Here is a 13,386-nt window from a genome sequence, read left to right on the forward strand (position 1 = left end):
CGCTCATGTGCTTCAAACAATGAGAAGAGCGCCACTGGAGTGGCGCGCTCCCAGCAATGACCACTTCATCCAACAAGTCTCTCCCGCAACACATTGTCCCGCTGACGCTCTGCGTCATGCTGGCGACGATCATGCAGGCGCTGGACACGACCATCGCCAACGTGGCGCTGCCCTACATGCAGGGCTCGCTGTCCGCGACGACGGACCAGATCAACTGGGTGCTGACCTCGTACATCGTGGCCGCCGCCATTGCGACGCCCGTGACCGGCTTCCTCGAGGCCCGGCTCGGGCGCAAGCGGCTGTTCCAGATCGCCGTCGTGGGTTTCACGGCTGCGTCCGTGCTGTGCGGCATCGCCACGTCGCTGCCGGAGATGGTGCTGTTTCGGCTGATGCAGGGCCTGTTCGGAGCCTCGCTGGTGCCGCTGTCGCAGGCCGTGCTGCTCGATTCCTACCCGAAGGAAAAGCACGGCTCGGCGATGGCGATGTGGGGCATGGGCGTCATGGTGGGGCCCATCCTCGGTCCGACCCTGGGCGGCTGGCTGACCGAAGCCTACAACTGGCGCTGGGTCTTCTACATCAACGTGCCGATCGGCCTGGTCACCTTCCTTGGCCTCTCGGCCTACCTGGAGGAGACGGAGACCCGTCGCGATTCGTTCGACTGGTTCGGCTTCCTGATGCTCAGCATCGCGATCGGCTCGTTCCAGATGATGCTCGACCGCGGCGAGCAGATCGACTGGTTCTCCTCGACCGAGATCGTAGTCGAGGCCGTGTTGGCCGCGCTCGCCTTCTACCTGTTCCTCGTCCAGACCTTCACGGTGAAGCAGCCCTTCATCGACCCGAGCATCTTCAAGGACCGCAATTTTTCGGTCGGACTCTGCTTCATCTTCGTGGTCGGCATCATCCTGCTGGCCTCGCTGGCACTGATCACCCCCTATCTGCAGAACCTGATGGGCTATCCGGTTGTCACGGCGGGTCTCATTCTGGCGCCACGCGGCATGGGCACCATGCTGGCCATGATGATCGTGGGCCGCATGATCAACCGGGTCGATCCGCGCTTGCTGCTGGGCGCCGGCCTGCTGATCACCGCGGCTGTGCTGTGGGAGATGACGGGTTTCACGCCGAACGTGTCCGAGTGGACCCTGATCCGCACCGGCGTGCTGCAGGGCATGGGGCTGGGCTTCATGTTCGTGCCGCTCTCGACCATCACCTTCGCGACCCTGCCCGGGCACCTGCGCACCCAGGGCACCGCGCTCTACAGCCTGATGCGCAACATCGGCTCCAGCATCGGCATCTCGCTGGTGATCTTCCTGCTGACGCGCAACACGCAGCTCGTTCATGCCGAGCTGGCGGGGCAGGTGACGCCGTTCAACGACGCGCTTGCCCTGAGCGGGCCGGCGCAGTTCTGGAACATGGCGACCACCGTCGGCCGCGCGGCGCTCAATGCGGAAGTGACGAAGCAGGCGGCCGTCGTGGCCTACGCCAACGACTTCAAGTTGATGATGCTGGTGGCGTTGCTGGCACTGCCGCTGATCCTGCTGCTGCGCAAGGCCAAGGGGCCGGGCGGCGCGGGGCACGCGGTGCTGGAGTAGTGTGGCGCGCTACTCGATCTTCACACCCGCATCCTGGATGATCTTGCGCCATTTGGTGTTCTCGATGGCGATGTAGGCCTCGAACTCCTGGCGCGATTCCTTGGCCGGGACGAAGGACAGGCTCTTCATCTTCTCCAGCACCGCGGGATCCTTGAGGATGCGCATGACCTCGGCGCTCAGTCTGTCGAGGATCGGCTCGGGCGTCTTCGCGGGCGCGGAGAGACCGATCCAGCCCACGGCGACGACGCCTTGGATGCCCTGTTCGGCGACGGTGGGCAGGTCGGGCAGGAAGGGCGAACGACGCTCGTCGGCGATGCCGATCGCCTTCACCTTGCCGGACCTCACCGGCCCGACCGCGCCGGGCACGGCATCCGAAAGGAGCTGGATGTCGCCGCTCTGCAGCGCCAGCTGGGCCTCGGCATTGCCCTTGAACGGCACGTGCGTGAGCTTGATACCGGCGGCGCTCTTCAGCATCTCGACCGCGAGATGGCTGGCCGAGCCGTTGCCGGAGGAGCCGTAGTTGAGATCGGCGCCGGCCTTCGCCTTGGCGACGAGGTCCGAGATCGAGTTGATGCCGCTCTTCAGGCTGGTCATCAGCACCTGCGGCGTCAGGCCGATGTTGGCGATTGGCGCGAAATCCTTCTGCGGATCGTAGGGCAGCTTCGGATAGAGCGCCGGGCTGATCCCGTGCGTGGAGATCGTCACCATCAGCAGGGTGTAGCCATCGGGTGCCGCCTTGGCCGCGACATCGGCGCCGATCTGCCCACCGGCACCGGGGCGATTCTCGGCGATCACCTGTTGCCCCAGCGCCCTGGTGAGCTGGTCGGCCATCATGCGCGCCAGGATGTCGGTCGCCTGGCCGGCCGGGAAGGGCACGATGATGCGGATCGGCTTGGCCGGCCACGCCTGTGCGAAAGCTTCAGGAGACGCGGCGGTCGCCGCAAGCGAGAGAAAAAGCGTGCGGCGATCGATCATGGCGTTTCCATCCGGCGGCTCAGGCCGCCTTTTTCTTGCTCTGCTGGCTCGGGTGGTCGCCCGCGATCTTGAGGAAGTTCTCGAGGATCTTGTGGCCGTGCTCCGAGGCGATGCTCTCGGGGTGGAACTGCACGCCATGGATCGGCAAGGTCCTGTGGCGCAGGCCCATGATGATGTCGCCGGTCTCGGCGGTCACCTCGAGGTCCTTGGGGAAGTCCTTCCGATCGACGATCAGCGAATGATAGCGCGTCGCCTGGAAGGGCGAGGGCACGTCCTCGAACACGCTCTGGTTCTTGTGGGCGATGCCAGACAGCTTGCCATGCATCGGCTCGGGCGCTCGCACGACATGTCCGCCGAACACCTGGCCGATCGCCTGGTGGCCGAGGCAGACGCCGAACAGCGGCACCTGTTCCTTCGCGGCGGCGCGGATCAGGTCCATGCAGATGCCGGCCTCGTTGGGCGTGCAGGGGCCGGGCGAGAGCACGATCCCGGCCGGCTTCAGCGCCAGCGCCTCGTCGACCGTGATCTGGTCGTTGCGATGCACGACACAACGCGCGCCGAGGTCGCCCAGGAAGTGGACGAGGTTGTAGGTGAAGCTGTCGTAGTTATCGATCAGGAGGAGCATGACAAGATAATAGCGGTTCGGCGTACGTTCTCATAGGGGCTCAGGCGCTTCCTGCAGGCCGCGGGCAGCGCCGATCCGCCGACGGTCGCTCACCGCGCGGCGGTCGGCGATCCCTCGTCGAACCGCTGGGTGCCCTTGTTCCAGATCAGCGGAACCTGACACGTCCTGGTCGGCGCGGAGGGCGCGGCGGCGGAGCCGCGACATTGGTCGCCACTGCTTCCCAGCCAGACGGTGCTGCCGCGGATCTCCACCCCGAGGGCGTAGCGCGCGAAGACCTTGCGAGCGTGACCGTTCGGCAGCCCGATGAAAATCTCGACCATGGAGCCGCCACCGCCGCCACCGGTCAACCCCGCGCAGGCGATACCGCCGGTATTGATCAGCCAGTCGTCGATGCCGCTACCCGTCAGTCCGATACGGGTGACGTAGTCGCCAATTGGCGGTGGCGTCTTGTTCATCACCTGGCAATTGCCCTGCAGGCTGGAGACTTCCTGCGCGACCTCGGGCGGCATCCCACCCGGTGGGGGCGTTGCCGCGGGAGCCGCAGGCGATGGGGACGGCGGCGCAGCGCTCGCGGCGTAGCCCTGCTGGCACGAGGCGGCCGCATTGATCGCGGCCGCGCTGCCGTCGAGGGGGAAGGTCGTGTACACGGCGCCGAGCTGAAGGGAGAGCATGTTTCCCTGGCGCAGGGTGTCGACCAACGTGGTGTCCGGCAAAGAGGTCGAGAACGTCGTGGCGCTCGACGTGCGGAGCACGAGCGGATAGGGCACGCGATCGATGAACAGCGTGACCGGGACATCCTGCCCGACGGTGAACTGCCAGCCGGCGTTGGTAAAGCCGATCTGCCAGCTGCCCGACGCGGACTGGCCGATGTGCACCAGGGCGCCGCCGCCGTCGCGGGTGGCATCGCAGTAGGCGAACTTGCCGCTGGCATCGTTGTCCGCCTGCACGATCCAGCTCCCCAATACCTGAACCGATCCGGGAATGGGCGCGGCTTCCGCCGCCCATCCGATCAAGGCCAACACTGCGGCACCCAGTGCGATCCGTCCCGACATCCTGGCGCCTCCCGCTATAGCCTCGACGCCCGATCTTACTTCGCCAGCTCCGGGAAATCCTCCTCCCGGAACTCGCCTGCGCCGCGCTGGTTGTCCGCCGCGCGCTTTTCCTCGTCGCGGCGCAGTTCGACGCGGCGGATCTTGCCGGAGATGGTCTTGGGCAGCTCGGCGAATTCAAGGCGGCGGACGCGCTTGAACGGGGCGAGGCGGCCGCGCAGGTGCTGGAAGATGGAAAGCGCGGTGGCGCGGTCGGCCTTGCCGCTGGCCGTCAGGGTTATGTAGGCCTTCGGCACGGCTAGCCGCATCGCGTCGGGTGCGGGCACGACGGCGGCTTCGGCCACGGCCGGATGCTCGATCAGCACGCTTTCCAGCTCGAAGGGGCTGATCCGGTAGTCCGACGCCTTGAACACGTCGTCGGCGCGGCCGACGTAGGTCAGGTAGCCCTCGGCATCGCGCGATGCGACGTCGCCGGTGCGGTAGACGGCGCCGGTGAGTGGCGCGATCGAGCCGTCATCCTGCTGATAGCCCTGCATCAGCGCCGCCGGCCGTGCGGAGAGGTCGATGCAGATCTCGCCTTCCTCCGCATCCTTGTCGTCGGCGTCGAGCAGGCGGATCTTGTAGCCGGGCAGCGGGCGGCCCATCGAGCCGGGCTTGATCGGCTGGCCGGGCGGATTGCCGACCTGGGTCGTGGTCTCGGTCTGGCCGTAGAAATCGCGGATGGTGAGGCCCCAGGCCTTCTCGACCTGTTCGATCACCTCGGGGTTCAGCGGCTCGCCGGCCGCCAGCACTTCGCGAAGCGAGGTCTTGCAGGACTTCAGGTCTTCCTGGATCAGCATGCGCCACACGGTCGGCGGCGCGCAGAGCGTGGTCACGCTGTTGGCGACGACGGCGTCCAGCAGGTACCGCGCGTTGAAGCGCGGCTGGTTGGCGATGAAGATCGTGGCGCCCGCGATCCACGGCGCGAAGAAGCAGCTCCATGCATGCTTGGCCCAGCCCGGCGAGGAGATGTTGAGATGCACGTCGCCCGGCCGCAGGCCCAGCACGAAGATCGTGGTGAGATGGCCTACCGGATAACTCCGGTGGGAATGCAGAACGAGCTTGGGTTTCGCCGTGGTGCCCGACGTGAAGTAGAGCAGCATCGGATCGTCGGCATGGGTCGGGCCGTCCGGTGTGAACTCGGCCGGATGATCGAGCAGCTTGGCGTACGAATGCCAGCCGGCCGGCGCGTCACCCACGGCGATGCGCGTCAGGCTCTTGTCGAAACCGTCGAACTTGGCCGCTTCGCCGGCGGCGGCCACGACATGGCGCGCGCGGCCACGCTCGAAGCGGTCGGCGAGATCGACCGGTGTGAGCTGGGTGGTGGCGGGGATCACGACGGCGCCGAGCTTCATCGCCGCGAGCATCACTTCCCACAGTGGCGCCACATTGCCCAGCATCAACAGCATGCGGTCGCCGCGCTTGACGCCAAGCGCCCGCAGGCCGTTGGCCACTCGGTTGGAGCGTTCCGACAGCTCGGCAAAGGTGAGGCTCGCCGCGCCGTCGCCGACGATCTTGAGCGCGGGCTGGTTCGCGAGGGGGCCGCGCGCCAGCTCGCCGTCGAACCAGTCGAGCGCCCAGTTGAACCGATCCATCTCGGGCCAGCGGAAATCGCGATAGGCCGTCGCGTAGTCGCCGCGATGGCCCAGCAGGAATTCGCGCGCCGCCTTGTACGCCCCAATCGTGTACGTCCCGCCCGTCATCGCATGCCTCGTTCTCGTTTCCGCCCTTTCACGATCTTGGGCACGGGCGTAGGGTGAGGGCAACAAGAAGAAAGTCGCCCCCTTGGTCGTCGAGCCCCTGATCGTCGCACTGCTGCTGGCAGCAGCGCTGATGCACGCCACATGGAACGCCATACTCAAGGCGGATCAGTCCGACCGGCTCGCGACCTTCGGCCTGATCATGACAACCGGCACGGTGATGGGTCTCTGCATCGTGCCCTTCGTACCCCTGGTGGAGCCGGGGGCGTGGAAATTCCTCTTCCTCTCGGTCGCGATCCACGTCGCCTATTACTTCTTCCTGCTGAAAGCCTATTCCTACGGCGATCTCAGCCACACCTACCCGATCGCGCGCGGCCTCGGGCCGCTCCTGGTCGCGCTGGTGTCGGGCCGGGTGATCGGCGAGCATCTCCGGACGCAGGACATCATCGGCGTGTTCCTGCTGAGCTTCGGCCTGGTGGCCCTGGCGCTGCCGCTGAAGAACATCGTGCCGCGGCCGGGCAGCCGCCATGGGCTCGCGACCCTGTTCGCGGTCCTGACCGGCATCACCATCGCAGGCTACATCATTTCCGACGGCATGGGCGTGCGGGCCGCCGGCGAGACGCTCGAGCACCGTATCTCCTACATCGCGTGGCTCGCCGTGCTCGAAGGCCCCTGGTTGCTGGTGCTCGCTTTCTGGAAGCGGCCGGCGACGGTCTGGGCGCACATGAAGAAGACCTGGTATCGCGGCGTCGGCGGGGGCGTGATCGCCAACACCGGCTACGGCATCGCAATCTACGCGCTGGCGCTGGGACCGATGGCCCATATCGCGGCGCTGCGTGAGACGTCGGTACTGTTCGGGGCGCTGATCGGCACCCTCGTCCTCGGCGAGCCGTTCGGGGGCCGCCGGGTGGCTGCGGCGTTCGTGATCGTTTCAGGGCTTGTGCTGATGAATGGTCCGGCGCTCTTCTAGAGCGCATGTCGACCCGCAATCTCGATAGACTCATGTCCCCGCGCTCGGTCGTGATGATCGGCGCCACGGAACGTCCCGGCTCGGTCGGCGCGGCGGTTACGCGCAACGTCCTGGCCGGCGGCTTCCAGGGTGAAATCCACCTGGTCAACCGCAAGGGCGGCACGATCGCCGGCCGCACGGCTTTCCGCAGGGTGTCGGATCTGCCCGGACCGGCGGACCTCGCCGTGATCATGACTCCGGCCGCGACCATCCCCGGCCTGATCGTGGCGCTGGGCGAGGCGGGGACGCGGGCCGCCGTGGTGATCAGTTCCGGCCCCGGCAACGGTCCCGATGCCGCATCGGTCAATGCCCAGTGGCGGCAGCGGCTGCTGCGCGCGGCCCAGCCCTACCTGCTGCGCATCATCGGACCGAACTGCATCGGCTACGCCGCTCCACGCCTCGGCCTCAATGCCAGCTTCGGCCCGACCCGGTTCAAGGCCGGGCGCATCGCCGCGGTCGCCCAGTCGGGCGCCGTGCTGGCCGGCCTCGCCGACTGGGGCGTGGCGCAGGGTATCGGCTTCTCGCACCTGATCTCGATGGGCGACATGGCCGATGTCGATTTCGGTGACGTGCTCGACATGCTGGCGCGCGATTCCGATACGCGCGCGGTGCTGATGTATGTCGAAGGCATCACCCAGGCGCGCAAGTTCATGTCGGCGGCACGCGGCGTCGCCCGCATAAAACCCGTGATCGTGCTGAAGGGCGGCCGTCATGCTGCGGCCGCCCAGGCGACGGCCTCGCATACCGGCTCCATGGCGGGATCGGCCGCCGTCTACGACGCGGCTTTCGCGCGCGCGGGCCTCGTGCGCGTGCTGGGTCTCGGCGAACTGTTCGATGCGGCGGAGACGCTGGGCCACAGCATCGCCCCGCGCACCGAGCGCCTGGCGATCCTGACGAATGGCGGCGGTGTCGGAATCATCGCCACCGACCTGCTGATCGACGAAGGTGGTGAAATGGCCACGCTGTCGCCGACGACCATCGCGCGGCTCGACAAGCAGATGTCGATGAGATGGTCGCGCGCCAACCCGGTCGACATCGTGGGCGATGCCGACGGGCCGCGCTATGCCGCCGCGCTCGACGGGCTGGCCGACGATCGCGGTGTCGGTGCCGTCCTCGCCATGAACGTGCCGACGTCGCTGACCTCGTCGATCGACGCGGCGCGCGCCATCACCGGCGCCGCCGGGCGCAAGGTCGTCCCGGTGATTGGCTGCTGGATCGGCGGGCGCGAGGCCCAGGCCGGTCGCGACGTGCTGCACGACGCGGGCATTCCCGCCTACGATACGCCGTTGCGCGCGGTCCGCGGCTTCATGCACATCGTCGAGTATCGCCGCGGCCAGCGCGCGCTGCAGCGCACGCCGCCCTCTGTGCCGGATCTGCGGTCCGATACGGCGCTCGTGCGGTCGATCGTGCAGGGGGCGCTGGCCGACAAGCGCAAGGTGCTGACCGAACCGGAGGCGAAGCGGGTACTGGCGGCCTATGGCATTCCGGTCGTACCGACCGAAATCGCGCGCGACGCCGCCGAGGCGGCGGCCATTGCGGTGCGCATCGGCTTCCCCGTCGCCGTGAAGCTGCTGTCGCGCGACATCACTCACAAGAGCGACGTTGGCGGGGTCTCGCTCGACCTGGCGTCGGAGCAGGCCGTGCACGATGCCGTCCGCGAGATGACGGGCAAGATCCTGGTGCTGGCCAACAAGGCCAGGATCGACGGGTTCGTCGTCCAGCCCATGATCCGCCGGCCGCATGCCGTCGAACTGATCTTGGGCGCCGCCGAGGATCCGGTGTTCGGGCCGATCCTGCTGGTGGGCCATGGCGGCGTGGCCACCGAGGTGATCGACGACAAGGCGCTGGCCCTGCCGCCGCTCGATCCCGTGCTGGCCGAGGATGCGCTGAGCCGCACTCGCGTCGACCGCCTGCTGCGCGGCTATCGCGACCGCGCGCCGGCCGACCGGGAGGCGGTGGGCGCCGCCATGGTGCGCCTGTCGCAGCTCATCGCCGATGTCGGGGAAATCGCCGAGCTCGACATCAATCCGCTGCTGGCCGACGCCGACGGGGTGATGGCGCTCGATGCACGCATCGTGGTGAACCATCCGAAGAAAGGGCAGGAGCGGGCGGCCCGCTTCGCCATCCGGCCCTATCCGGTGGAACTCGAGGCCGAGATCCAGCATGGCGAGGAGAAGCTGCGTATCCGTCCGATCCGGCCCGACGACGAACCCACGCTGCAGGCCTTCACGCGCCGGCTGACGCCCGAGGATGTGCGCATGCGCTTCTTCGGCCCCATGCGTGAACTCAGCCACGAGCTCGCGGCAAGACTGACGCAGATCGACTACGACCGCGAGATGGCGTTCGTCCTGCTCGATGGCGACGAGATGGTGGGCGTCGGACGACTCGTCGCCGATCCCGATTTCCAGCAGGCCGAATTCGCGCTCACCGTCGCGTCCGATCGCCAAGGACGCGGCTATGGGGAACTGCTGCTGCGGCACGTGCTCAACTATGGCAAGGCGCGCGGCGTGAAGCGCGTCGTCGGTCACGTGCTGCGCGAGAACCGCAAGATGCTCGACCTCGCCAAGCAGGTCGGCTTCCGCCGCGAGAGCGGGCGCTCGGGCGAGCCCGACATCCGGGTCGTGAAGTCGCTCACGAGCCTGAATTGAGGCCAAATAGTGGCCTACGCCAAGAGGTTAGGGCATAAGGCTGAGATGGCGTCGAGGAAGAACAGAAGCGGGAAGACGAACAGAAGGAGTCCGAAGCGGCCGCCTGGCCTCGCGGATCGCCTTCGCGCCCGTTTCGACGGGCTTTCTGCCTGGGTCGCAGCGCATCGCTGGTACTCGATCGTCATCGGCGTGATCCTGATGTTCGCGGGCAGCGTGCTCGGCGGCTACTGGATCGCCGAACGACTCGACTTGCGGGGCAGCGAGCGCGTGGCTCGCGACACGTTGGAGGACATGAAGCGCAGCGCCGCGGCGACGGGTCCGGCCGTGGCGCCGAAATACGCGCGCATCGAGGAGCTGCCGGACTTCCCGAAATACACCGAGGCCGAGCCTGGCAAGCCGATGCCGACCCTCGAGGAAAAGCCGCCGGTGAAGAAGGTCGCCGCCACCTTCCAGGCCGAACAGACCTGGCGCCGCAATGCCGTGCCCTTCCGCGATCTCAAGAGCAAGCCGCTGGTCGCGATCGTGATCGACGATGTCGGCCTCGACCGCGCACGCTCCAGACGTGCATGGGAACTACCGGGGCCGATGACCATGTCGTTCCTGCCCTACGCGAAGGACCTGCCCGAGCAGGCACGCGCGGCGCGGGCGCGGGGTCACGAGCTGATGCTGCACATGCCGATGGAACCCAGCGGCCGCAACGATCCCGGACCGGGCGCCCTGATGGTGTCGATGTCCGACGCCGAGCTGCGTCAGAAGCTGCTGATCGCGCTGGAGAGCTTCGGCGGCTATGTCGGCATCAACAACCACATGGGCAGCCGCTTCACCGCCAATCGTCCCGACATGGAACTGGTGATGCGCCAGCTCAAGCCGCGCGGCCTGATGTTCCTCGACTCGCGGACCAGCCCGCAGTCGGTGGGCGACCAGACGGCGCAGGAGATCGGCGTGCCGTCGATCGTGCGCCACGTCTTTCTCGACGACGAGGACACCGTCGAGGCGGTGCGGCGCAAGCTCGCCGAGACGGAGACGGTGGCGCGCCGGCAGGGCTTCGTCGTGGCGATCGGCCATCCGCACGACTCGACCCTTCAGGCGCTGGCGGAGTGGCTGCCCACGCTGCAGGGCAAGGGCCTCGCGCTCGCGCCTTCGACCGCGATATTGCGCAAGCGCAACGGTTGGGACTGATCCGCCGTCAGGGCTCGAGGCCGGTATGGATCGGCGAGCCCGGTCCTCCCGGCTGGCGGAGTATTTGTCGCCGCATGCGCGGGTGGAAGCTGACGTGAACGCACCGGTTCTTCTCGTAGATGAGCTGATCGAACTTCAGCTCGCTGTCCCGAATTCTCCTGGCCGCATCGAGGTCGTGAAAACCGTCGACATGGAAATCCGCGGCATGGCCCAGCGCATGGTCGGAGTTCGGCACGCCGCCGACCGCTGCGTTCACCACGGGATTGCGATAGCCGCTCGTGATCTCGATCGGGCGGTCAAACAGGGCCCGGACGAGTTCCATCTGCTCCGCCAGGCTGCGCAGATTGACCATATGCTCCGGAGTCGGGGTGTTCTCGACACCCATCGACAATGCCTTGCTGGAAATCGTGAACTCGGCCAGGAAGAAATGCGCGCTAAGTTGCATGAGTGCCCCCGCCTTCAATCAACTCAGGGGATGGTACACGGCGCGGCAGCCGCGACAAGAGCGGAGGCAAGACGGCCGGCTCTCCGCTCAGCTATGGTCGTTGCCGAAAAGAATGAGGAGGAAGCGACGTGCGGTACAGGAAGCAGGCGATGATCGTGGCCCCGCAGCCCGAGCCGACGGAGGCCGGCGCGGACGTGCTGCGCGAGGGCGGCAACGCCGTGGATGCGGGCATCGCCTGCGCGCTTGTGCAGGGCGTGGTCGATCCGCAGATGTGCGGCATCGCAGGCTTCGGCTCCTGCGGCATCTTCATGCCCGGCAAGAAGTTCCACGGCTACATCGACGCCCATGCGCCGGCGCCGCTGGCGGCACGGCCCGACATGTGGGCCAACCTGATCGAGAGCGAGGCCCGCGACGGTTACGGCTTCATCCTGAAGGGCAGGGTCAACGACATCGGTTACAAGTCGATCTGCGCGCCGGCCAATCTCAAGATGTACTACGACGCGCACAAGGAGCACGGCAGCCTGCCCTGGTCGCGCATCGTCGAGCCGGCCATCGCCTGGGCGGAGAGCGGCTGGACCGTGCGGCCGCACGTCCATTTCTGGTGGGCCGACGACGGCGCCTTCGGTCGCGCCCCCAATTTCGAGCGCACCGGTTTCACGCCCGCGGCGCGCGAACTCTACTGCCGGCCCGACGGCGTGCCGAAGCGGGTGGGCGACCGGGTCGTGAACCGCGACTACGGCCAGACCCTGCGCGCCATCGCCAAGGGCGGGGCCGACGTCTTCTATTCCGGCGAAATCGCTCACGCGATCGCCGAGGACATGAAGAAGAACGACGCGCTGCTGTCGATCGACGATCTCAAGGCCTGGAAGACCGTGCGCAACGCGCCGCTGTGGGGCGACTATCGCGGCTACAAGGTCTCGACCAACCAGCCGCCGGGTGGCGGCGTCATGCTGATCGAGATGCTGAACATCCTGGAGAACTTCGACATCGGCGCGCTCGAGCATGGCTCCACCGAGCATCTGCGCATCGTGGCGGAGGCGATGAAGCGGGCGACGATCGACAAGGATGCAAAGGTCGGCGATCCGAAGTTCGTCACCGTGCCGGTCGGGGAGCTGACTTCGAAAGCCTATGCCAAGGCGATGGCGGGCGAGATTGCGCGCGGCGAGAAGGCGAGCGTGACGCGCTTCAACTCCGGCGCGGTCTCCAAGGACACGACGCACATCTCCGTCCTCGACAAGGACGGCAACTGCTTCACCATGACCCATTCGCTGGGCATGCCCTCGGGCGTGATCACGCCGGGCCTGGGCTTCATGTACAATGGCTGCATGGGCGTGTTCGATCCGCGCCCCGGCCGCGCCGGCTCGATCGCGCCGGGCAAGGCGCGCTTCAGCTCCGTCGTGCCGTCGATCCTCTTCAAGGACGGCAAGCCGCACCTCATCATCGGCGCGCCGGGCGCCACCCAGATCGCCATGGGCGTGCTGCACGTCATCCTGAACGCGCTCGACTTCGGCATGACCATGGTCGAGGCGGTCAGCGCGCCACGATTCTCGGCGACCTCGGACTCGATCGACATCTCCAATCGCATCCAGGGCCGGGTCGAGCGCGAGCTGCAGGGGCTGGGCTATCCGGTCGTCCGCAGCCCCTACGGCTTCGGCTTCGCCGCGGTCCATGGCATCCGCATCCACGAGGATGGCCTCGATGGCGGCGCCGATCCTGGCCACGACGGCGTGGTGATTGCGGTTTAAGTGCGCCGCGGGCTGACGGAGCTTTTCTTGCCAGATCTCTCCCGCGCCGCCGCGACGCGTCGCGCGGCCGCCAGTGCCGCGCGCGCCCAGATCAGAAACTCGTCGGGCTCGTCGAGCAGACGGTCGGGCAGGGGCCAGTAGGCGAGATCGATTGTGACGCCCTTCTTCACGTAGCTGAGAGGCGGTGCGGCCCCGGCTTCCTTGAACAGGGTGCGGTTCTGGTCGTCGACCCGCAGATAGAGCGTGTCGTCGCTGACGATGCCCAGCATCAGCCCGCGGCAGAACACGCCCGTCTTGCCGAACATGCGCCGCGTCGTGATGCGGCCGAGCGGGGCCAGTTGCTCACGCAGGAACTCGGCGAAGCCGTCGCTCGCGACCATCCG

At 67.3% G+C, this 13,386-nt stretch carries 11 protein-coding genes; 5 read left to right on the plus strand and 6 right to left on the minus strand.

Annotated elements, in window-relative coordinates; translation table 11 throughout:
* The first annotated feature begins 56 nt into the window (after positions 1–56).
* Positions 57–1,589: a DHA2 family efflux MFS transporter permease subunit gene (locus EPO41_RS24540; protein WP_296331142.1), complete on the plus strand. Its 1,533-nt coding sequence runs from the start codon at positions 57–59 to the stop codon at positions 1,587–1,589.
* A gap of 9 nt (positions 1,590–1,598) precedes the next feature.
* Here EPO41_RS24540 and EPO41_RS24545 read toward each other — a convergent pair whose 3' ends face one another.
* From EPO41_RS24545 to EPO41_RS24560, 4 genes are all read right to left on the minus strand, one after another.
* On the minus strand, positions 1,599–2,564 hold the full coding sequence (locus tag EPO41_RS24545) for a tripartite tricarboxylate transporter substrate binding protein (protein ID WP_296331144.1): 966 nt from the start codon (positions 2,562–2,564) through the stop codon (positions 1,599–1,601).
* A 19-nt stretch (positions 2,565–2,583) separates the two neighbouring features.
* The gene (locus EPO41_RS24550) at positions 2,584–3,189 is read right to left on the minus strand and encodes an aminodeoxychorismate/anthranilate synthase component II (protein WP_296331147.1); all 606 of its coding nucleotides are present in this window, start codon (positions 3,187–3,189) and stop codon (positions 2,584–2,586) included.
* An 89-nt stretch (positions 3,190–3,278) separates the two neighbouring features.
* A complete protein-coding gene (locus EPO41_RS24555; protein ID WP_296331150.1) occupies positions 3,279–4,241 on the minus strand; it encodes a hypothetical protein in 963 nt (320 codons plus the stop codon).
* Between the two features lie 35 nt (positions 4,242–4,276).
* Positions 4,277–5,959: an AMP-binding protein gene (locus EPO41_RS24560; protein ID WP_296331332.1), complete on the minus strand. Its 1,683-nt coding sequence runs from the start codon at positions 5,957–5,959 to the stop codon at positions 4,277–4,279.
* Positions 5,960–6,062: 103 nt separating this feature from the next.
* On the opposite strand from EPO41_RS24560, the gene EPO41_RS24565 reads away from it, so the two are divergent.
* The 3 genes from EPO41_RS24565 to EPO41_RS24575 all read left to right on the plus strand — a co-directional run bounded on the left by EPO41_RS24565 (position 6,063) and on the right by EPO41_RS24575 (position 10,813).
* The gene (locus EPO41_RS24565; protein ID WP_296331152.1) at positions 6,063–6,947 is read left to right on the plus strand and encodes an EamA family transporter; all 885 of its coding nucleotides are present in this window, start codon (positions 6,063–6,065) and stop codon (positions 6,945–6,947) included.
* 32 nt (positions 6,948–6,979) lie between these two features.
* Positions 6,980–9,634 carry a bifunctional acetate--CoA ligase family protein/GNAT family N-acetyltransferase gene (locus EPO41_RS24570; RefSeq protein WP_296331155.1) on the plus strand — a complete coding sequence of 885 codons (2,655 nt, stop codon included), beginning with the start codon at positions 6,980–6,982 and terminating at the stop codon, positions 9,632–9,634.
* Between the two features lie 198 nt (positions 9,635–9,832).
* Positions 9,833–10,813, plus strand: a complete 981-nt coding sequence (locus EPO41_RS24575) for a divergent polysaccharide deacetylase family protein (RefSeq protein ID WP_296331333.1) — start codon at positions 9,833–9,835, stop codon at positions 10,811–10,813.
* Positions 10,814–10,820: 7 nt separating this feature from the next.
* Here EPO41_RS24575 and EPO41_RS24580 read toward each other — a convergent pair whose 3' ends face one another.
* On the minus strand, positions 10,821–11,258 hold the full coding sequence (locus tag EPO41_RS24580; protein ID WP_296331158.1) for a D-Ala-D-Ala carboxypeptidase family metallohydrolase: 438 nt from the start codon (positions 11,256–11,258) through the stop codon (positions 10,821–10,823).
* Positions 11,259–11,407: 149 nt separating this feature from the next.
* Between EPO41_RS24580 and EPO41_RS24585 the strand changes: the two genes are divergently transcribed.
* Positions 11,408–13,003 carry a gamma-glutamyltransferase family protein gene (locus tag EPO41_RS24585; protein WP_296331335.1) on the plus strand — a complete coding sequence of 532 codons (1,596 nt, stop codon included), beginning with the start codon at positions 11,408–11,410 and terminating at the stop codon, positions 13,001–13,003.
* Here EPO41_RS24585 and EPO41_RS24590 read toward each other — a convergent pair.
* Positions 13,000–13,383, minus strand: a complete 384-nt coding sequence (locus tag EPO41_RS24590) for a TfoX/Sxy family protein (RefSeq protein WP_296331161.1) — start codon at positions 13,381–13,383, stop codon at positions 13,000–13,002. The two genes, EPO41_RS24585 and EPO41_RS24590, sit on opposite strands and share 4 nt — an antisense overlap.
* Positions 13,384–13,386 lie beyond the last annotated feature (3 nt).

The organism is Reyranella sp. (assembly GCF_004297265.1).
In the GTDB taxonomy this organism is placed as follows: Bacteria; Pseudomonadota; Alphaproteobacteria; order Reyranellales; family Reyranellaceae; genus Reyranella.

Coding starts and splice junctions, on each gene's coding strand:
- EPO41_RS24570 (WP_296331155.1), top strand. CDS start 6,980: ATGTCCCCGCGCTCGGTCGTGATGATCGGCGCCACGGAACGTCCCGGC.
- EPO41_RS24545 (WP_296331144.1), bottom strand. CDS start 2,564: ATGATCGATCGCCGCACGCTTTTTCTCTCGCTTGCGGCGACCGCCGCG.
- EPO41_RS24575 (WP_296331333.1), top strand. CDS start 9,833: ATGTTCGCGGGCAGCGTGCTCGGCGGCTACTGGATCGCCGAACGACTC.
- EPO41_RS24585 (WP_296331335.1), top strand. CDS start 11,408: ATGATCGTGGCCCCGCAGCCCGAGCCGACGGAGGCCGGCGCGGACGTG.
- EPO41_RS24550 (WP_296331147.1), bottom strand. CDS start 3,189: ATGCTCCTCCTGATCGATAACTACGACAGCTTCACCTACAACCTCGTC.
- EPO41_RS24555 (WP_296331150.1), bottom strand. CDS start 4,241: ATGTCGGGACGGATCGCACTGGGTGCCGCAGTGTTGGCCTTGATCGGA.
- EPO41_RS24590 (WP_296331161.1), bottom strand. CDS start 13,383: ATGGTCGCGAGCGACGGCTTCGCCGAGTTCCTGCGTGAGCAACTGGCC.
- EPO41_RS24540 (WP_296331142.1), top strand. CDS start 57: ATGACCACTTCATCCAACAAGTCTCTCCCGCAACACATTGTCCCGCTG.
- EPO41_RS24580 (WP_296331158.1), bottom strand. CDS start 11,258: ATGCAACTTAGCGCGCATTTCTTCCTGGCCGAGTTCACGATTTCCAGC.